Origin of the sequence: Bradyrhizobium sp. S3.2.6, assembly GCF_040546885.1 — a bacterium.
In the GTDB taxonomy this organism is placed as follows: domain Bacteria; phylum Pseudomonadota; class Alphaproteobacteria; order Rhizobiales; family Xanthobacteraceae; genus Bradyrhizobium; species Bradyrhizobium cytisi.
The window spans coordinates 558,401-577,699 of sequence record NZ_JBEPOS010000001.1 but is presented as its reverse complement, the minus strand read 5'-3'; the positions used below and the strand labels follow the sequence as shown (position 1 = coordinate 577,699).

The following is a 19,299-nucleotide window of genomic DNA, read 5'->3' as shown; positions in this document are numbered from 1 at the left end:
TGTTTCTCACTTGCGGACCTTGAGGGCGAACAGCCCCTGCGGACGCAGCATCAGAATTCCGACAACGGCGAGCAGCGTCAGCACCTTGGCCATCGAGCCCGACATGAAGAACTCGAGGGTGGATTGCGTCTGAGAGATCGAGAAGGCCGAGGCGATGGTGCCGAGCAGGCTTGCGGCGCCGCCGAACACGACCACCAGGAACGTGTCGACGATGTAGAGCTGCCCGGAGGTGGGCCCGGTCGAGCCGATCATCGTGAAGGCGCTGCCGGCGACGCCGGCGATGCCGCAGCCGAGGCCGTAGGTATAGCGGTCCACTTTCTCGGTGTTGATGCCGACGGCGCCGGCCATGATGCGGTTCTGCACCACCGCGCGGACCTGGCGCCCCCAGCGCGATTTGTACATTACATACGCGACGGCGATCGTGATCAGCAGGGTCAGGCACATCACGAAGACGCCGTTGATGGGCACCTCGATGCTGTCGGTGACGTGCAGCGATCCGAGCATCCATTGCGGCAACTCGACGCCGACCTCACGCGCACCGAATACGGAGCGATAGGCCTGCTGCAACATCAGGCTGAGGCCCCAGGTCGCAAGCAGCGTATCGAGCGGGCGCTTGTAGAGATGCCGTATCAGCACCCATTCCACCAGCATTCCCAACGCGCCGGATGCGACAAAGGCGAGGATCATCGCGAGGAAGAAGTAGCCGCTGAACAGGCTCGGCAAATAGGCCTGGAAGAAATTCGATGTCATCCAGGTGACGTAGGCCCCGAGGATCATGAACTCGCCGTGGGCCATGTTGATGACGCCCATCTGGCCGAAGATGATCGCAAGACCGAGCGCCATCAGCACATAGACAGAGAACAGGATCAGTCCTGCAAAGCCCTGCATGACGAAAATGGAGCCAAGGTCACCAAGCGAGTAGTCGCCGAACATCGATGTCCTCCGTCAGGGATGAGGTCCCGCGTCGCGAGCAGATTCGCGACGCGGGGGTCTTGGGCATAGACTTGCAATCCATGCCAGGGAGCGGCTCGAGCTTGGGGAAACCGCGGCGGTCGCCGCGTCTCTTACTGGTAGCCCTTGGGGAACGGATCCGGCTCGACGAGATCGGCGGTCTCGTAGATCAGCTCGAACTGGCCATCGAGCTTGGCGCGTCCCACCCGGGTCTTCGACCAGAGGTGATGGTTCTCGTGGATGCGCACGTAGCCTTCCGGCGCGCCCTTGAACTCGACGCCGGGTGAAGCCGCCGCGATCTTGTCGACGTCGAACGAGCCGGCCTTCTCGACCGTCAACTTCCACAGCCACGGGCCGAGATAGGCAGCCTGGGTGACGTCTCCGATCACGGTCTTCTCGCCCCACATCTTCTTGAACGCGGGCACGAAGGCCTTGTTGTTCGGATTGTCGAGCGACTGGAAGTACTTCATGCAGGCATAGGCGCCCGCGATGTTCTCGCCGCCGATGCCGTCGATTTCGTCCTCGGTCACCGAGATCGTCAGCAGCGCCTGCTTGGAGAGGTCGATGCCGGCGGCCTTGAGCTGCTTGTAGAAGGCGACGTTGGAGCCGCCGACCACGTCGGTGAAGATCACGTCGGGCTTGGTCAGCTTGATCTTGTTGATGACCGAGTTGAACTGGGTGTTGCCGAGCGGATAGTACTCCTCGCCGACAACCTTGCCCTTCAGCACGTTCTCGACGTGCTTGCGCGCGATCTTGTTCGAGGTGCGCGGCCAGATGTAATCGGAGCCGACGAAGAAGAACGACTTCGCGCCCTTCTCCTTGGCGATCCAGTTCAGGCCGGCGAGAATCTGCTGGGTCGCTTCCTGGCCGGTATAGATCACGTTCTTGGACTGCTCGAGGCCTTCGTAGAAGGTCGGGTAGTAGAGCATGCCGTTATACTGCTCGACGACCGGCAGCACAGCCTTGCGCGAGGCCGAGGTCCAGCAGCCCATGATCGCCGCGACCTTGTCGTTGACGAGCAGCTTCTTGGCCTTTTCCGCGAAGGTCGGCCAGTCGCTGGCGCCGTCTTCCTGGATGAACTTGATCTTGCGGCCGAGCACGCCGCCGGCGGCGTTGATCTGCTCGATGGCGAGCTTTTCGGCTTCGATCGAGCCGGTTTCGGAGATGGCCATGGTGCCGGTAGCGGAGTGTAGGATGCCCACCGTCACCTCGGTATCGGTCACCGCGAGGCCGGTGGTGTTGATCGCCGAGGTCGCCGGGGTCTGCGCAAAGGACGCCCGCGGCAGCATCGTGATGGCCGGGACGGCAGCGATTCCCATCAATAGTTTGCGCCGGAGCGGCGACAAAAGGCCCTTGGTTTCTTCGTCTGACATGAGCACCCCACTGTTTGTTCGAGGACACGCGATTGGTACCGTGAGGATGGCTCGAATTTGTGCACTGCAAGCATACGCAAGATCGCGTATACTGCACCGCAAAATAGCGACGTAGGCTTTTGGTACGGGATTTGCGAGTTCACGAGAGGTTCGGACGAGTTCGGGAGTGGGGTGTAAGTGGCAGGGCGGCAGCGAATAGACCGCGTCAGGCGCCAGTACAATCAATGGGTCGCCAACCAGACGCTGGAAGACTACGCGCTGCGCTTCACCGCCAAAAGCGCACGACGCTGGTCCGCTGCTCGCGTCGCCAACACCGCGATTGGTGCGATCTCCTTCCTGGTGCTGGAGGCAATCGGCGGCACCATCACCCTCAACTACGGCGTTACCAACGCCGCAGCCGCAATCCTCGTCGTCTCCACCATCATCTTCTTCTGCGGCGTGCCGATTGCCTATTATGCAGCCAAGTGCGGCATCGACATTGACCTGCTCACGCGCGGCGCCGGCTTTGGCTATATCGGCTCGACAATCACCTCGCTGATCTACGCCTCCTTCACCTTCATCTTCTTCGCGATCGAGGCGGTGATCCTGGCAACCGCGCTGGAGATGTGCTTAGGCATCCCCCGCCCGATCGGCTACCTCATCAGCGCCGTCGCGATCATTCCGCTCGTGACCTACGGCATCACGCTGATCAGCCGCTTCCAGCTCTGGACACAGCCGCTCTGGGTCGTCCTGCACATCCTGCCTTTCGCCGCGATTGCATGGGCCAGCCCGCACTCCTTCACGGAATGGCACAAATTCGCCGGCGAGCACGGCGACCTCGGCGGCCATTTCGATCTGTTGCTGTTCGGCGTCGCATCCTCCGTGGTGTTCTCGCTGGTGGCGCAGATCGGCGAGCAGGTCGACTTCCTGCGATTTCTGCCGCGCGACCGCCGCACCTCCAGGGCCTCATGGTGGATCGCGCTGATGAGCGCGGGGCCGGGCTGGATCGTGCTCGGCGCGCTGAAGCTTCTGGCCGGCTCGTTCCTCGCCTTCTTCGCGCTAAGCCACGGCGTGCCGCCCGAAGAGGCGGCCGAGCCCGCACATATGTATGTCGTGGCCTTTCGCTACGTGCTGTCGGACCCGGATCTCGCGCTGGCACTGACCGGCTTCTTCGTGGTGCTGTCGCAGATCAAGATCAACGTCACCAACGCCTATGCCGGCTCGATCGCCTGGTCGAATTTCTTCTCCCGCCTGACGCACAGCCATCCCGGACGCGTGGTCTGGCTGGTGTTCAACGTGATGGTGGCGCTGCTGCTGATGGAGATCGGCGTCTACAAGGCGCTGGAGCAGACGCTCGCGCTCTACTCCAACGTTGCGATTGCCTGGGTCGGCGCGCTGGTGTCCGATCTCGTCATCAACAAGCCGCTCGGCCTGCGCCCGCCGCAGATGGAGTTCAAGCGGGCGCATCTCTACGACATCAATCCGGTCGGCGTCGGCGCGATGACGCTCGCGATCATCGTCTCGATCGCGGCATTCTACGGCCTGTTCGGGCCGACCATGAAGGCGCTCGCCGCCTTCGTCGCGCTGACGGTGGCCTTCGTCACCGCGCCGATCATTGCCTGGCTGACCGACGGAAAATTCTACATCGCGCGCAAGCCGAAGCGGAGCTGGGCCAATATCGAGGCGATCCAGTGCTGTATCTGCGAGCACAGTTTTGAACCGGAGGACATGACGTCCTGCCCTGCTTACGCCGGCCCGATCTGCTCCTTGTGCTGCTCGCTCGATGCACGCTGCCACGACCTCTGCAAACCGCACGCGCGGGCGCAGGTGCAATTTGCGGACGCGCTCAGCAAGATCCTGCCGCAGCCGATCTATGCGCGCATCAACTCGCAGTTCGGCCACTATATCGGCGTCTTCGTGGTCTCGGCGGGTCTCGTCGCGCTGGTGCTCGGGCTGATCTATCTGCAGACATCGGCGAGCGTGCATGGCGAGAACGCGCTTGTCTCCAACGTGCTGTGGAAGGTGTTCTTCTCGCTCAGCATTATCATCGGCGTCGTAGCCTGGCTGTTCGTGCTGGCGCAGCAGAGCCGCCGCGCCGCGGAGGCCGAGACACGGCGGCAAACGACGCTGCTGATCCAGGAGATCGACGCGCACAAGCGCACCGATGCCGAGCTCCAGCGCGCCAAGGAGGTTGCCGAATCCGCCAATCTCGCCAAGAGCCGCTATGTGGTGGGGCTGAGCCATGAGCTGCGCTCGCCACTGAATGCGATCAGCGGCTATGCCCAGCTGCTGGAGCAGGATTCAACGCTCAACACCAAGCCGCGCGACCAGGTCCGCGTCGTCCGCCGCAGCGCCGATCACCTCTCCGGCCTGATCGATGGCATCCTGGACATCTCCAAGATCGAGGCGGGACGGCTTTATCTGTCGCGCGACGAGGTGCGGCTCAGCGAATTCCTCGATCAGCTCGTCGGCATGTTCCGGCTTCAAGCCGGCGCCAAAGGCATCGACTTCGTGTTCAGGCGTCCGGCGACATTGCCGACGGTGGTCTATGCCGACGAGAAGCGGCTGCGTCAGGTGTTGATCAACCTTCTCTCCAACGCCATCAAATTCACCCAGATCGGCAGCGTGCAGTTTATCGTGCACTACCGCAGTCCTGTTGCCGAATTCGAGGTGACCGATACCGGCCCCGGTATCCAGGGCGACGATCTCGAACGCATTTTTGCGCCGTTCGAGCGCGGCGCGCTTGGAGTCTCGCAACCGCAGACGGGCACAGGACTGGGGCTCACCATCAGCCGGTTGCTCGCCGGCGTGATGGGCGGCGACATCAAGGTTGCGAGCACGGTCGGCCGCGGCAGCACCTTCAAGGTGAAGATGCTGCTGTCGGAGGTGACCAACCCCAGGCGCATCGCGCCGGTGGAGGCCCCGGTCTCCGGCTATCACGGCCAGCGCAAGACCATCCTCATCACCGACGACGACCCCGTGCATCGCGACCTCCTGCGCGAGGTTCTGACCCCGCTCGGCTTCATCCTGCTCAGCGCTGCCGACGGACCGGGCTGCCTCGCGCTGGCGCAGCATTGCCGGCCCGATCTGTTCCTGCTGGACATCTCGATGCCGGGCATGGATGGCTGGACCGTTGCGGAGCAACTGCGCGCAAACGGACATCATCAGGCGCGGATCCTGATGGTGTCGGCAAGCGCGCTGGAGGCGCATGGCGCACCGCTCGCACAGCCCTTCCACGACGGCTATCTGATGAAGCCGATCGACATCCCGCGGCTGCTGGAAACTATCCGCCAACTCCTCAAGATCGAATGGCAATATGGCTCCGACGAGATCGTCGTGCCGTTGTGGCACCCCGAAAGCGGCTCACGGCCACCGGTCAGGCACATCGAAGCGCTGATCGGGCTCGGCCAGATCGGCTACGTCAAGGGCATCCAGCTGAAGCTCGACGAGATCGGCAGCGAGCATCCGGAACATGCCGACTTCGTCGCCCAGATGCGATCGTTGGTCGATCGCTTCGATCTCGACCAGTACATGACAACATTGAAAACACTGCATGCTTATGAGCATTGAGACGAAAAAGCGCGATATTGCGCTCGTTGTCGACGACTCTCCCGAAACGCTGCGGCTGCTCACCGATGCGCTCGACGGCGCCGGGATGACGGTGATGGTCGCGCTCGACGGCGCAAGCGCGATGCGCATCGTCGATCAGATCACGCCCGACATCGTGCTGCTCGACGCCGTGATGCCCGGCCTGGATGGCTTCGAAACCTGCCGGCGGCTCAAGCGCGACGCGGGCCTTGCCAATGTCCCCGTGATCTTCATGACGGGTCTCGCCGAGACCGAGCACATCGTGCGCGGGCTGGACGCCGGCGGCGTCGACTACGTGACCAAGCCGATCGTGATCGAGGAGATGCTGGCCCGCATCCGCGTCCATCTCGGCAATGCGCGGCTGACCCAGAGCGCGCGCACTGCACTCGACGTCTCCGGCCGTTTCCTGTTCGCGGCCAACCGCCTGGGCCACATCCTGTGGGCGACGCCGCAAGCGCAAAAGCTGCTGGCCGATCATCACGGCGCGCAGGCCGACGACTTCGTCCTGCCGGCGTCAATGCTGCAATGGCTGGAGCAGGCGAAAGGCAAGGGCAGCGCGAAGTCGCAGGCCGCTTCCTTGCCCGACAATCCGCAACTCCGGTTCTATTACATGGGCGAGACCGCGCCGAACGAGTTCCTGCTGCGGCTGTCGAAGGAGTCCGGCACCGCGCTGCCGCCGGAGTTCACCAGCGAGCTCGGCCTCACCACCCGTGAGGGTGAGGTGCTGGTCTGGCTCAGCAAAGGCAAGACCAATCGCGACATCGCGCAGATCTTGGGCCTCAGCCCGCGCACCGTGGACAAGCATCTGGAGCAGATCTACTCCAAGCTAGGCGTAGAGAACCGGACGGCGGCGGCGGCGATCGCGACGAATGCGACAAGGAGGAATTCGTAGTTTCGCTAGGACGAGTTGGGGTGCTACCGCCCACAAATGCTGTCGTCCCGGACAAGCGCAGCGAAGCGGAGCATCGATCCGGGACCCATAGCCACGGGAGATGTTTGGCGAAGGTTTGTAGTTGCGGGACGGTCACCACCCGCAACCGATAGATTCCGCGGTATGGGTCCCGGATCTGCGCTTAGGCTTGTCCGGGACGACAGCGGTGTGTGTGGCAACCGCTACCGCCCCCCAACGAACAACAACCTCACCCATACACAAACGCCCCGTCATCCAGATCCGTCTTCGGGATCTCGTCCTTCTCGGTCCAGTAGTCCTGGCTGTGCTGCCATTCCGGCTTGTCCCCGCGCTTCGGCAACAGCTTCATGTCGCGCATGATATAGCCGGGGTTGAAATTTTCCGGATCGATCCACGGCAGTATCGGCATGTTGTGGTCTTCGGCTCGCAAGCTCACCTCGACCTTCTTGCTGCCCTTCGCCTTCATGTGGCCGAGCAGCCGGCAGACGAAGTCCGCAACGAGATCCACACGCAGCGTCCAGCTCGCGCGGAAATAGCCGAACACCCAGACCATATTCGGCACGCCTGTGAACATCATGCCGCGATAGGTCACGGTGTCGCCGAAGGCGAGCGGCTTGCCGTCGATCTCGAAGGCGATGTCGCCGAGTGCCGAGAGGTTGAAGCCGGTCGCGGTGACGATGACGTCGGCCGCCAGCAGCTTGCCGGATTTGAGCTGGATGCCGTTCTCGACGAAGCATTCGATCTCGTCGGTGACGACCGAGGCCTTGCCGCCGGCAATGCCCTTGAACAGATCGGCATCGGGAACGAAGGCGATGCGCTGCCGCCACGGGCGATAGCTCGGCGTGAAATGCGTCTCGACGTCGTAGTCCGGGCCGAGGACTGCGCTGATCTGGCCGATCAGCTCCTTCTTCACCTGCTCCGGCTTGGACAAGCAGAGCTTTGTGAACGCGTCCTGCTCGAACAGAATCTTGCGGCGGACGATCTCGTGAATCCAGGCTTCGTCGACCTGGAGCCGCCGCAATTCCTCCGCGATCTCGATGGCGTTGCGGCCCAGGCGGAAATAGGTCGGCGAGCGCTGCAGCATGGTGACATGCGCGCATGTATCTGCGATGTTCGGCACCAGCGTCGCAGCGGTCGCGCCCGAGCCGATCACGACGACCTTCTTGGCCTTGAGATCGATATCATCCGGCCAGGTCTGCGGATGGACAATGCGCCCCTTGAAGCGGTCCAGGCCCTTCCATTCCGGCGTGTAACCTTCGGAATGGCGATAATAGCCCTGACACATCCAGAGGAAATTGGCGGTGAAGGTCTTTGTCTCGCCGGTGTCGGTCGTCACCGCCTCGATGGTCCAGAGGTTCTGCTCGCTCGACCAGCTCGCCGAGTTGATCTTGTGCTTGTAGCGGATGTGGCGGGCGATATCGTTGTCGTCGATCACCTCGTTCATATAAGCGAGGATCTCCTCGGCGGTTGCAATCGGCGGCCCGACCCAGGGCTTGAAGCTGTAGCCGAAAGTATGGAGATCACTATCCGAGCGAATGCCGGGATAGCGATGCGTGCTCCAGGTCCCGCCGAACGTCGCCTGCGTCTCCAGGATGACGTAGCTCGTGCCGGGAAGCTGCTTCGTGACGTGATAGGCGCTCCCGATGCCGGAGATGCCGGCACCGACGATCAGCACGTCGAAATGTTCTGAAGCCTGTTTGGCCGTGGCGTGACTGCGAACAGCGACATTCATTGTTGCTTCTATGCCTTGTCTTTTTCAGGTCGCCCTTGATGGGCAACGCGTTTCCTCCGCGACGGGCATGGTCCCCAACCGCGCTTCCTCCGCAAAATGGCATAGATCAAGTCGCGATCAAACTACAACGCCGCGCCCCAGCTCCGCGCGGTCTGCAAGATCCAGTCGCGGTAGAGCGTCAGCGGCGTGACCCCGGTTAATCCGCCGCAGCCGGCGGCACCATTCGGGCCCGTCGACCAGCTGATGACACCGACCAGCACGGCACCGTTCGGCTTGTCCTCGAACACGGGGCCACCGGAATCGCCGGTGCAGGCGCCGATTCCGTCGCGAACACCGTTGGTTACGGGATCGACCAGGCGGATCTGGAGCGTGCCGGGCTGGCCCGTGGCAATGAGCGCAGCAACCCGCGTCGTGCCGCCGCTCTTGCCATCGCCGCGCACGGTGACGCCGATACCGGCGATGGTGAAGCGTTTGCCAACCGGGATTGGAATATTCGGCATACCGACCGGCACCGTCGATTTTCCCTTGAGTGGAATTTCCAGTTGCAGCAATGCAACGTCTGCGGTGGCGCGATGCGCCTGCATCGCCTGCATGTTGAAGCTGGGATGGATCGCGACAGTTCGCACATTCAGCAGCTGTGGCGCGCCATCGGGGCCATGATCAACGATCTTGTAGTCGGCGCCGGGCTGCACGCAGTGCGCGACGGTGAGCACCAGTTTCGGCGCAATCAGACTGCCGGTGCAGAAATTGCCGCGCGAGCCCACGATGGTAACGACTGCGCGCGCGACGCCGTCGGCTTGCGGCGTGCCGCCACCGACGATGGCATGAGCGGGCGTCGCGAGCGTCAGCGCGGCTACGGTGAGAATGACAAGCTTCTTCATGGGAACACGCCTTGGCGTCAGCATGGGTGCAGGCGCGGGATTGCTTCGGACTGGCCCTTGCCGATAGCGCATGCTAGCCCTCTTGGAAAGGAACTGACGAGGGCAGGATAGTGGCGATCGAGGCTGTGATCTTCGATTTTGGCGGCGTGTTGACGAGCTCGCCGTTCGAGGCGTTCGCGCGATACGAGACCGAGCGCGGCCTGCCCCTCGACATCATCCGGCGCACCAATGCCGCCAATCATCTGGAGAACGCCTGGGCCAAGTTCGAGCGCGCCGAAGTCGATATCGATACCTTCGACAAGCTGTTTGCCACGGAGTCGCGTGCACTCGGCGCCGAGGTGCGCGGGCGCGACGTGCTGCCGCTGCTCCAGGGCGATCTGCGTCCAGAAATGGTCGAGGCGCTGAAGCGCATCAAGGCACAGTTCAAGACCGGCTGCATCACCAACAATCTGCCGGCAAACGCTATCGGCAGCATGACCGGGCGTTCACTCTACGTCGCTGAGGTCATGGTGCTGTTCGACCACGTCATCGAATCCGCCAAGATCGGCCTGCGCAAGCCCGACCCGCGCATTTACCAGCTGATGGTCGAGACGCTGAAGGTCGATCCGGAGACATGCGTTTATCTGGACGACCTCGGCGTCAATTTGAAGCCCGCGCGCGAGATGGGCATGACCACGATCAAGGTCACGAGCGGCGCGCAGGCGATCAAAGACCTTGAAGCCGCAACCGGATTGAACCTGAGCTAGCGCGTCATTCTCCGTCATTGCGAGCGCAGCGAAGCAATCCAGAGTCTTTCCGCGGAGACGGTCTGGATTGCTTCGCTGCGCTCGCAATGACGACTGTGGCGAGAGGTCACCTAACCAAACCTACTCCGCCGCGGCGGCGATCCGCTCGGGGAAGGCGGCGGCGAGCGAAGCACGATCCGGCTTCAGCACGCCGCGCTCGGTGATGAGGCCGGTGACGAGACGCGCCGGGGTCACGTCGAAGGCGTAGTTCGCGACGGGCGAGCCCTCCGGCACGATGCGCACTGTCTCCAGCCGGCCATCGGCCGTGCGGCCGGTCATGTCGGTGACCTCAGCGCCGCTGCGCTGCTCGATCGGAATGTCGCGAATGCCGTCATTGACGGTGAAGTCGATCGTCGGCGACGGCAGCGCGACATAGAACGGCACGTCGTTGTCATGCGCGGCGAGCGCTTTCAGATAGGTGCCGATCTTGTTGCAGACGTCGCCATTGGCGGCGACGCGGTCGGTGCCGACGATGGCGAGATCGACCATGCCGTGCTGCATCAGATGTCCGCCGGTATTGTCGGGGATCACCGTGTGCGGCACGCCATGATGCCCGAGCTCCCAGGCGGTAAGCGAGGCGCCCTGGTTGCGCGGCCGGGTCTCGTCGACCCAGACATGGATCTTGATGCCGCGCTCATGTGCGAGATAGATCGGTGCGGTCGCGGTGCCCCAGTCGACGGTAGCGAGCCAGCCGGCATTGCAATGGGTCAGCACGTTCACCACTTCGCCCGGCTTCTTCTTCGCGACGATCGCCTCGATCAATGCAAAACCGTTGGCGGCAATGCCGCGGTTGATCTCGACATCCTGCTCGACGATCTCGTCGGCGCGGGCGTAGGCTGCTTCCGCACGTTCCACCGGGTCGATCGGCGCGAGGGTCGCGCGCATCTCGTCCAGCGCCCATTTCAGATTGATCGCGGTCGGCCGCGCCACGACCAGCGTCTCGTAAGCGCGCGCCAGGCCGGCGTCGGAGGCGTCTTCGCGCATCGCAAGCGCCATGCCGTAAGCCGCCGTCGCGCCGATCAGCGGCGCACCACGCACCAGCATATCGCGAATCGCAACTGCCGCGTCTTCGCATGAGGTCAGCTTCGCAACGACAAACTCATGCGGCAGCCTGCGCTGGTCGATCGCGCCGACCGACCAGCCGTCGCGCTCGCGCCAGATGCTGCGGAAATTCTTGCCGTCGACCTTCATGGCATTTTGCCTTTCGTCTCAACCGCGCAGGATGCGCCCCGCCACCGCATCGAGCTTCTTCAGAATCTCGGGATCGCGCGCCTCGGGCGCGGTGATCAGCGCGGTGTCGAGCGCACGGTCCGAACCGATCGGGCATGGCTCGTGCTCGCGCGGAAAATCCTTGGCGAGGCGGGCCACCAGCGCCTTGGCCTTATCGGCGTTGGATGTCAGCACGCGGATGATATCCTGCACGGTGACGGCGTCGTGATCCGGATGCCAGCAATCGAAATCCGTCACCATCGCGACGGTCGCGTAGCAAATCTCGGCCTCGCGGGCGAGCTTTGCCTCGGGCATGTTGGTCATACCGATCACGGAATAGCCCAGCGTCTTGTAGGTCATGCTTTCCGCATAGGTGGAGAATTGCGGCCCTTCCATGCAGACATAGGTGCCGCTGCGCGCGATCGCGATGCCCTCGGCCTCGGCCGCCGCGGCAAGGTGAATCCGCAGCCGCGGCGAGACCGGATGCGCCATCGAGACATGCGCGACGCAGCCCTTGCCGAAGAACGAGCTCTCGCGCTTGTGGGTGCGATCGACGAACTGGTCGACGAGAACGAAGGTGCCGGGTGGCATCTCCTCCTTGAAGGAGCCGCACGCCGAGAGCGAGATCAGATCGGTGACGCCGGCGCGCTTCAGCACGTCGATATTGGCGCGGTAGTTGATGTCGGAGGGCGACAGACGGTGGCCCTTGTCATGACGAGGCAGGAACACGATCGGCAGGCTTGCGATGTTGCCGCGCCGCACGGGCGCCGACGGCTCGCCCCAGGGGCTCTTGATCACCTCGTCGTGCGCGCCCTCGAGTCCCGGCAAATCGTAGATGCCGGAGCCGCCGATGATGCCCAATACCGCCTGCGTCATGCCTGCTCCACCCCGTTCGCGATCCGCGACATGGTTAAGCTATGCCAGTTTTTCGGCAGTTTTGGAACGGGTGCTGTGGTCTTGCCGGGCTGAAAGAAGCCTGCGCCGACCTTAGGCCGCCGTCGCCGGCTGCAGCTGGGTGGCGACCATGCGTTCCAGCGTCTCGACGGACTGGAAATTCTCCGGCGTAATCTCGGTTTGCGGAATCGTGAAGTCGAACTCGGCTTCGACGCCGAGCATCAGATTGACCATGTCCATCGAGGTCAGGCCGGCATCGACGAGTTTCGTCGACGGCGTGACATTGGCGGTGAGCGAGTTCTGCGCGAGGATGCCCTTCACCAGCTTGGTGATGCGATTGCGCAAATCGGTATCGAAGGCCTGCATCGGCAAATTCCCATCTGTCTATAAAAGGTCGGACCGGTTGCCGGGTACGATGGGCACGACGGGCCGGCCCCGCAATGGGCGTCACCATTACTTCGCGTTTCTTAGTAAACGATGAGTCAGATTGTCCGAAATTCCGGCTCCTTCCAAAACCCTAACACGACACCCGGACTTTCGGCGATGCAAACAACCGGGCCTTAACTGTTCGTTCGGAATTGCAGTTCGTTTACCTTCTATTTCATCGACGAATTTGAATTAAATCCGTAGCCTCCAATCACAAGCAAAGATGGTCGGATGATTGCGAACGGCATCGCAAATGATGCCTGCGGTCTCGAACGACGAAACGGAGGCGGACGAGCATGAACGTGCGTGAAGCAGTCCTGACTGTCGACGAGACCCAAGCGAGCCTTCTCGAAGGCCTCTCCTTGATCGAGCGTGCGGCTCGCACCGCCACCGTGGCAGCGGCCGACGCCGACGGCGTCGATCGCGACGCCCGCTTCCCCCACAAGGCTTTCGATATCGCACGCGAGCAGAAGTTGCTGGGCGTTATGATCCCGGTCGAATTCGGTGGCTTCGGCGCCTCGATCTACGACGTCACCGACATCTGCTACACGCTCGGGCGCGCGTGCGCTTCGACAGCGATGATCTACGCGATGCATACGACCAAGGTCGCCTGCGTGATCCGCCACGGTCACGGCATTCCCTGGATGGAAACCATGATGCGCCGGGTCGCCCGAGACCAGTGGCTGCTGGCCTCCTCCACCACCGAAGGCCAGAATGGCGGCAACATCCGCGCCAGCGCGGCCGCAGTCGACCACGCCGGCGACACCGTCTCGCTGGTGCGCGACGCCACCGTGATCTCCTACGGCGCCCAGGCCGACGGCCTCGTCACCATCGCCCGCCGCGCCACCGAGGCCGCTGCTTCCGACCAGGTGCTGCTGGCGCTCGCCAAGGACGACTATTCGCTGAAGCAGACGCAGGGCTGGGAAACGCTCGGTATGCGCGGCACCTGCTCGACCGGCTTCGAGCTGAAGGTCGACTGCTCCGCCGACCGCGTATTCCCGGAAGCCTATGACAAGATCCACGCCCAGACCATGACGCCGTTCGCGCATCTGTGCTGGTCGTCGGCCTGGGCCGGCATTGCCGCTGCTTCGGTCACGCGTGCGCAGGCTTTCGTTCGCAAGGCGGCCCGCGGCTCCAGCGGTCAGATGCCGCCCGCGGCCGCGCACTTCACCGCCGCGAAAATGTCGCTGGCCAAACTGCGCGCATTGATATCGGCCAACCTCGACGCCTTCGCCCGCGCCGAGCATGACGAGCGCGCGCTCGGCTCGCTGGATTTCCAGTCCTCGATCACGCTGTTGAAGGTGCAGGCCTCAGAGCTCGCGGTCGAAACCGTGATGCATGCGATGCGCACCGCGGGCCTGTCCGGCTACCGTAACGACGGCGAGTTCACCATGGGTCGCCACCTGCGCGACGTGCTGTCGTCGCCGATCATGATCAACAACGACCGCATTCTCGCCAATGCCGCCACCTCGACCCTGATGAGCGGCATTCCGGCAAGCCTTCGTGACTAACAAGCCTTCTGACAAGTCTTCCCAACTGACGTGCTTTCGAGACCAACAAGAATAATTGCCGATAACAGGAAGTCGAACATGAACATTGCTGTTCTCCCCAACTCGCCCGAAACTGCACCGCAGATCGTCGATCCGCTCGATCATCTCGCCGAAAAGCTGTTCCATCGCATGGGCTCGGACGGCGTCTACGCCCGTACCGCGCTCTATGAGGGTATCGTCGAGAAGCTCGCCGCGCTGATCACCAGCAATCGCGAAGCCGGCACCGAGGTGATGCGCTTCCCGCCGGTGATGAGCCGCGCCCAGCTGGAGAAATCCGGCTACCTCAAGAGCTTTCCGAACCTGCTCGGCTGCGTCTGCGGCCTGCATGGCACCGAACGCGAGATCAACGCCGCGGTGAGCCGCTTCGATGCCGGTGGTGACTGGACTTCGTCGCTCTCGCCGGCCGACCTCGTGCTGTCGCCCGCGGCCTGCTATCCCGTGTATCCGATCGCAGCAAGCCGCGGCCAGCTGCCGAAGGGCGGCCTGCGCTTCGACGTCGCGGCCGACTGCTTCCGCCGCGAACCGTCAAAGCATCTCGACCGGCTGCAATCGTTCCGGATGCGCGAATATGTCTGCATCGGCACCCCCGATGACGTCGCCGATTTCCGCGAGCGCTGGATGGTGCGCGCGCAGGCAATCGCGACCGATCTCGGCCTGACCTTCCGCGTCGACTATGCCAGCGACCCCTTCTTCGGCCGCGTCGGCCAGATGAAGGCGGTGAGCCAGAAACAGCAGCAACTCAAGTTCGAGCTGCTCATCCCGCTGCGCTCCGAAGAGCAACCAACCGCCTGCATGAGCTTCAACTATCACCGCGAACATTTCGGCACGACCTGGGGCATCCAGGACGCCAATGGCGAGCCCGCGCACACCGGTTGCGTCGCCTTCGGCATGGACCGGCTCGCGGTCGCGATGTTCCACACCCACGGCACCGATCTCTCCGCGTGGCCCGCCAAGGTGCGGGACATTCTGGGCATGCAGTCGCGGGTCGCGGCGGATGCCCACGGCGAAGGCTGGCGCTAAGGCAAGAGGCCGATCATTTCCACGGGTAAGACGAGCGTGATCCACACCAAGGTCCGATGTCGCGAGATCACCGAAGCCGACGTCGATGCGGTCGCGGACCTGTTGACGCGTGGCTTCGTCGGCCGCTCGCGCAATTACTGGATCCAGGGACTGCGCCGGCAGGCATTCCGGCCGGTGCCGGACGGCTATCCGCGCTTCGGCTACGTGCTCGACAATGACGGCACGCCGGTCGGCGTGCTGCTGCTGATATACACGACGCGGAAGGATGGCGAGGAGACCGCCATCCACTGCAATCTATCGAGCTGGTATGTCGAGCCGGCCTACCGCAATTACGCTCCGCTGCTGACCAAGATCGCGCAGCGGCACAAGCACGTGACCTATCTCAACATCAGCCCGGCCGTCTGGACCTGGCCGATCATCGAGACACAGGGCTTTCGCGCCTATTGCCGCGGCCTGTTCTTCTCGGTGCCGGCGTTGTCGCGCGCGCCGCGCTGGAGCAAGATCGAGGTCATCTCGCAGCACACCAAGCAGATCGAAGGGCTCTCCGACGAAGAGACCGAGCTGCTGACCCGGCACGCGCGCTACAATTGCCTCAGCCTCGTCTGCCGCACGCCGAAAGGAGTCTTCCCCTTCATCCTGCAACCGGTGCGCATCCGCCGCGGTTTCATCGCACCGCCGGCGATGCAGCTGATCTACTGCCGCAGTGCCGCCGAATATGCCGCCTGCGCCGGCCGCATTGGCCGGCTGCTGCTGCGGCTTGGCAAGATCTCGGTGATCGTCGATTCGAACGAGCCCATCCCCGGCCTTGTCGGTGTTTATACCGAGCGCCGTGGCCGCAAATATTTTAGGGGTCCGCACCGCCCGCGGCTGGCCGACCTCACGGATACGGAACTCGTGCTGTACGGGCCGTAGAAGCAGCGTCTGTTGCGCAGCCATCGCCAACTCAGGCTTGCAAGCACCTCAGCATCTCTCGCGCCCGAGGTCTGCACTCTCTCCATCACCGGTCACCCTCCGTAAACTACGGCGCTTAAGGGAATTTTCCCGCCTCTTCGCTACGCTCGGTGGCTGAATTACGTTGCGCTAAGTCTATTGCCACCGAGATCCACTGGTCCCATGACGTCGACCCGCGACAATGAGCTCGGTGCGCGCCGCGAGCAAGGCCCCCAGGCCCTGCTCTCGCTGAGCCAGCTTGCGCTCGACGGCATGGAACAAGGCGTCTGCGTTTACGATGCCGACAACCGGATCGTGCTGGTCAACCGCCGGTATATCGAGCTGTTCGGCATGTCGGCCGACATTGTCCGGCTCGGAACGCGCTACCGCGACGTGCTCGCCCACAGCGTGGCGCTCGGCAATATCCGGGCAAGTGACCTTGACGCGCTCTACGCTGCGCGGATCGCATTGATCGCGGCCGGCAAGCCGTTCCATACGCGGCAGACACTCGCCAGCGGCCTGGTCATCACGCTCGAGCTGAAGCCGCTTCCCGACGGCGGCTGGATGACGATCTGTGACGATGTCAGCCGCCTCGCCCGGCTCGAGGTCGAGCTGCAACTTCAGACCGAGCGCAGCCAGCACGCGCTCGCCAACATGTCGCACGGCCTCATCATGTATGACGCCGACAGCCGCGTCGTCGTCTGCAACGAACGCTTCCTGCAATTCTACAACCTAGACCCTGAGGTCCTGAAGCCGGGCATCTCGCATAGCACGGTCATCGAGCACTGGCTGTCGCGCGGCAACACGGCGGATATGTCCGCAGACGAGTTCCGCGAGACCCGGATCAACGACGTCCGGACCAGGAGCCCGAAAACCGTTCTCGTGACGCGCTATGACGGCCGCAGGGTACAGGCCGTATCCAGATTCATGCCAGACGGCGGCTGGGTCACCGTGCATGAGGACGTCACCGAGCGGCTGCAGCACGAAGAGACGCTGAAGCAGCAAAATCTCATGCTGGATGCGGCGCTCGAAAACATGGCGCATGGCCTCGCGTTCTACGACAGCGACATGCGCCTGCGCATCTGCAACTCCACCTACCAGCAGATCTATCGGCTGTCGCCGGAGGATAGCAAGCCCGGCACGCATCTCGCCGAGCTGATCGAGCGCTCGATGACGAACGGCGCCTTCGCTTCCGAATACAGCCCGCAACAGCTCGTTGAAGCCGCCAGCGCGCGCATCGCGAACCGCGATTCCTCTCCGATACGGCGGAGCATGTCGAACGGCACCGTGATCTCGGTTCGCTATTGCGCGCTGCCCGAGGGCGGCTTCGTCGCCACCTACGAGGACATCACCGAGCGCGAACGCGCGGTCGAGGAGCTGAGTGAGCAGTATCGCCGCTTCGACGCGGCGCTGAACAACATGAGCCAGGGCCTGTGCATGCTCGATGCGAGCCTACACGTCATCGTCTGTAACCGCCGCTACATCGAGATGTACGGCCTGTCGCCCGACATTGTGAAGCCCGGCGTCTCGATGCGCGAGATCATGGAGCACAGCTGCGATCTCGGCATCCATCCGAACACCACCGCCGCCAAGATCTATGCCGACTATGTCGAGCGGCTGCGCGAGGGCGAGCACACGCTGCACCGCCATTTGAGCGACGGCCGCATTATCAAGCTCAACCACAAGCGGATGGAGCACGGCGGTTGGGTCGTCACCTATGAGGACGTCACCGAGCGTCATAAGGCCCAGGCCCGGGTCGCGCACATGGCGCAGCACGACTCGCTCACCGACCTTCCCAACCGCACGCTGTTCCGCGAGAAGATGGGCGAGGGGCTGAACCAGGTCGCGATCGCCGGCGGCGCCATGGCCGTGCTGTGCTTCGACCTCGACAATTTCAAGACCGTCAACGACCGGCTCGGCCACGCCGCCGGCGACCGGTTGCTGCGCTGGGTCGCGGCGCGGCTGAAGGAGAATGTCGGCGAGCACGACACCGTCGCCCGTCTCGGCGGCGACGAGTTCGCCGTGCTCCAGCGCGGACCGCAACCGCAATCGGCGGAGCGGCTGGCACGCCGCCTGGTCGAGATCATCGGTCATCCGCCGCCGCTGGAGAGCCAGTCGATCCATGTCGGCGTCTCCGTCGGCATCGCGATCGCGCCCGACCACGGCCTCGACGCGGACGAGCTGATGAAATGCGCCGATCTCGCGCTGTACCAGGCCAAGGCCAAGGGACGCGGCGCCTATCAGCTGTTCGAGCCCGAAATGGAAGAAGAGGCGCGCAGCCGGCACGCACTGGAGCACGATCTGCGCGGCGCGCTGGAAGCCAACCAGTTCCATCTGGTGTTCCAGCCGCAGGTGCGGCTCGACACCACCGAGCTGACCGGCTTCGAGGCGCTGCTGCGCTGGAAGCATCCCTCGCGCGGCTTCGTCTCGCCGGCCGAGTTCATTCCGATCGCCGAAGAGAACGGGCTGATCGTTCCGATCGGCGAATGGGTGCTGCGTACCGCTTGCGCCACTGCGGCCTCATGGCCGGATGTCACGGTCGCAGTCAATCTGTCACCGGTGCAGTTCCGCTCGCGCGGACTGGTGACGATGGTGACGAGCGCGCTTGCAGAAGCCGGCCTGCCGCCGCGGCGGCTCGAGCTCGAGGTCACTGAGACGGCGCTGCTCGATGACAGCGAAGCCACGATCGGGATCCTGCACCAGCTCCGCACCCTCGGCGTGCGCGTCAGCCTCGACGATTTCGGCGTCGGCTATTCCTCGCTGAGTTACTTGCGCAAATTTCCGTTCGACCGCATCAAGATCGACCGCTCCTTCGTCGGCACGCTCGGCGAGAGCCCGGAAAGCGCCGCGATCGTCCGCACTATCGCGAGCCTCGGCGCCGTGCTCGGCGTCGAGACGACGGCGGAAGGGGTCGAGACCATCGAGCAGCTCGACTTCGTCCGCGAATGCGGCTGCACGGCGGTGCAGGGCTATTATTTCGGCAAGCCCTGCCCGGCGGCCGAGGTGGGGCTTACCATCGAGACGCTGAACGCAGTCCGCCGCGTGGCGTGAGCCCTTTCTGCCTGTCCTCT

General features: G+C 63.5%; 14 protein-coding genes. 7 read left to right on the top strand and 7 right to left on the bottom strand.

All coding sequences use genetic code 11. The features are described 5' to 3' along the window. Positions 1-6 precede the first annotated feature (6 nt). On the bottom strand, positions 7-933 hold the full coding sequence (gene urtB, locus ABID58_RS02705) for an urea ABC transporter permease subunit UrtB (protein ID WP_354031428.1): 927 nt from the start codon (positions 931-933) through the stop codon (positions 7-9). 131 nt (positions 934-1,064) lie between these two features. Beyond that, positions 1,065-2,324: an urea ABC transporter substrate-binding protein gene (gene urtA / locus ABID58_RS02700; RefSeq protein ID WP_148754350.1), complete on the bottom strand. Its 1,260-nt coding sequence runs from the start codon at positions 2,322-2,324 to the stop codon at positions 1,065-1,067. Positions 2,325-2,501: 177 nt separating this feature from the next. On the opposite strand from urtA, the gene ABID58_RS02695 reads away from it, so the two are divergent. Together ABID58_RS02695 and ABID58_RS02690 are read left to right on the top strand one after the other, a co-directional pair. Further along, positions 2,502-5,873, top strand: a complete 3,372-nt coding sequence (locus tag ABID58_RS02695) for a hybrid sensor histidine kinase/response regulator (protein ID WP_148754349.1) — start codon at positions 2,502-2,504, stop codon at positions 5,871-5,873. Beyond that, positions 5,857-6,783 carry a response regulator gene (locus ABID58_RS02690; RefSeq protein WP_354031427.1) on the top strand — a complete coding sequence of 309 codons (927 nt, stop codon included), beginning with the start codon at positions 5,857-5,859 and terminating at the stop codon, positions 6,781-6,783. Before ABID58_RS02695 ends, ABID58_RS02690 begins: the two co-directional genes overlap by 17 nt. A gap of 247 nt (positions 6,784-7,030) precedes the next feature. On the opposite strand, the gene ABID58_RS02685 is transcribed toward ABID58_RS02690, so the two are convergent. Then, positions 7,031-8,533, bottom strand: a complete 1,503-nt coding sequence (locus ABID58_RS02685; RefSeq protein WP_354031426.1) for a flavin-containing monooxygenase — start codon at positions 8,531-8,533, stop codon at positions 7,031-7,033. A gap of 122 nt (positions 8,534-8,655) precedes the next feature. Then, positions 8,656-9,414, bottom strand: coding sequence for a S1 family peptidase (locus ABID58_RS02680; RefSeq protein ID WP_354031425.1), 759 nt, complete (start codon positions 9,412-9,414; stop codon positions 8,656-8,658). Positions 9,415-9,524: 110 nt separating this feature from the next. Between ABID58_RS02680 and ABID58_RS02675 the strand changes: the two genes are divergently transcribed. Next, positions 9,525-10,160: an HAD-IA family hydrolase gene (locus tag ABID58_RS02675; protein WP_354031424.1), complete on the top strand. Its 636-nt coding sequence runs from the start codon at positions 9,525-9,527 to the stop codon at positions 10,158-10,160. 120 nt (positions 10,161-10,280) lie between these two features. Here the strand turns inward: ABID58_RS02675 and mtnA are convergent, their stop codons facing one another. The 3 genes from mtnA to ABID58_RS02660 all read right to left on the bottom strand — a co-directional run bounded on the left by mtnA (position 10,281) and on the right by ABID58_RS02660 (position 12,668). Beyond that, positions 10,281-11,390 (bottom strand): S-methyl-5-thioribose-1-phosphate isomerase, encoded by a 1,110-nt coding sequence (gene mtnA / locus ABID58_RS02670; RefSeq protein ID WP_354031423.1) that lies wholly within the window; start codon positions 11,388-11,390, stop codon positions 10,281-10,283. An 18-nt stretch (positions 11,391-11,408) separates the two neighbouring features. After that, positions 11,409-12,284 carry an S-methyl-5'-thioadenosine phosphorylase gene (locus tag ABID58_RS02665; protein ID WP_354031422.1) on the bottom strand — a complete coding sequence of 292 codons (876 nt, stop codon included), beginning with the start codon at positions 12,282-12,284 and terminating at the stop codon, positions 11,409-11,411. A gap of 111 nt (positions 12,285-12,395) precedes the next feature. Continuing rightward, entirely contained in the window at positions 12,396-12,668 is a 273-nt protein-coding gene (locus tag ABID58_RS02660) for a phosphopantetheine-binding protein (protein ID WP_354031421.1), read from the bottom strand. Between the two features lie 356 nt (positions 12,669-13,024). On the opposite strand from ABID58_RS02660, the gene ABID58_RS02655 reads away from it, so the two are divergent. From ABID58_RS02655 to ABID58_RS02640, 4 genes are all read left to right on the top strand, one after another. Continuing rightward, on the top strand, positions 13,025-14,239 hold the full coding sequence (locus tag ABID58_RS02655; RefSeq protein WP_354031420.1) for an acyl-CoA dehydrogenase family protein: 1,215 nt from the start codon (positions 13,025-13,027) through the stop codon (positions 14,237-14,239). 78 nt (positions 14,240-14,317) lie between these two features. Then, on the top strand, positions 14,318-15,298 hold the full coding sequence (locus ABID58_RS02650) for an amino acid--[acyl-carrier-protein] ligase (protein ID WP_354031419.1): 981 nt from the start codon (positions 14,318-14,320) through the stop codon (positions 15,296-15,298). A 36-nt stretch (positions 15,299-15,334) separates the two neighbouring features. Then, a complete protein-coding gene (locus ABID58_RS02645; RefSeq protein WP_354031418.1) occupies positions 15,335-16,210 on the top strand; it encodes a GNAT family N-acetyltransferase in 876 nt (291 codons plus the stop codon). Positions 16,211-16,411: 201 nt separating this feature from the next. After that, a complete protein-coding gene (locus ABID58_RS02640; RefSeq protein WP_354031417.1) occupies positions 16,412-19,279 on the top strand; it encodes a PAS-domain containing protein in 2,868 nt (955 codons plus the stop codon). Positions 19,280-19,299 lie beyond the last annotated feature (20 nt).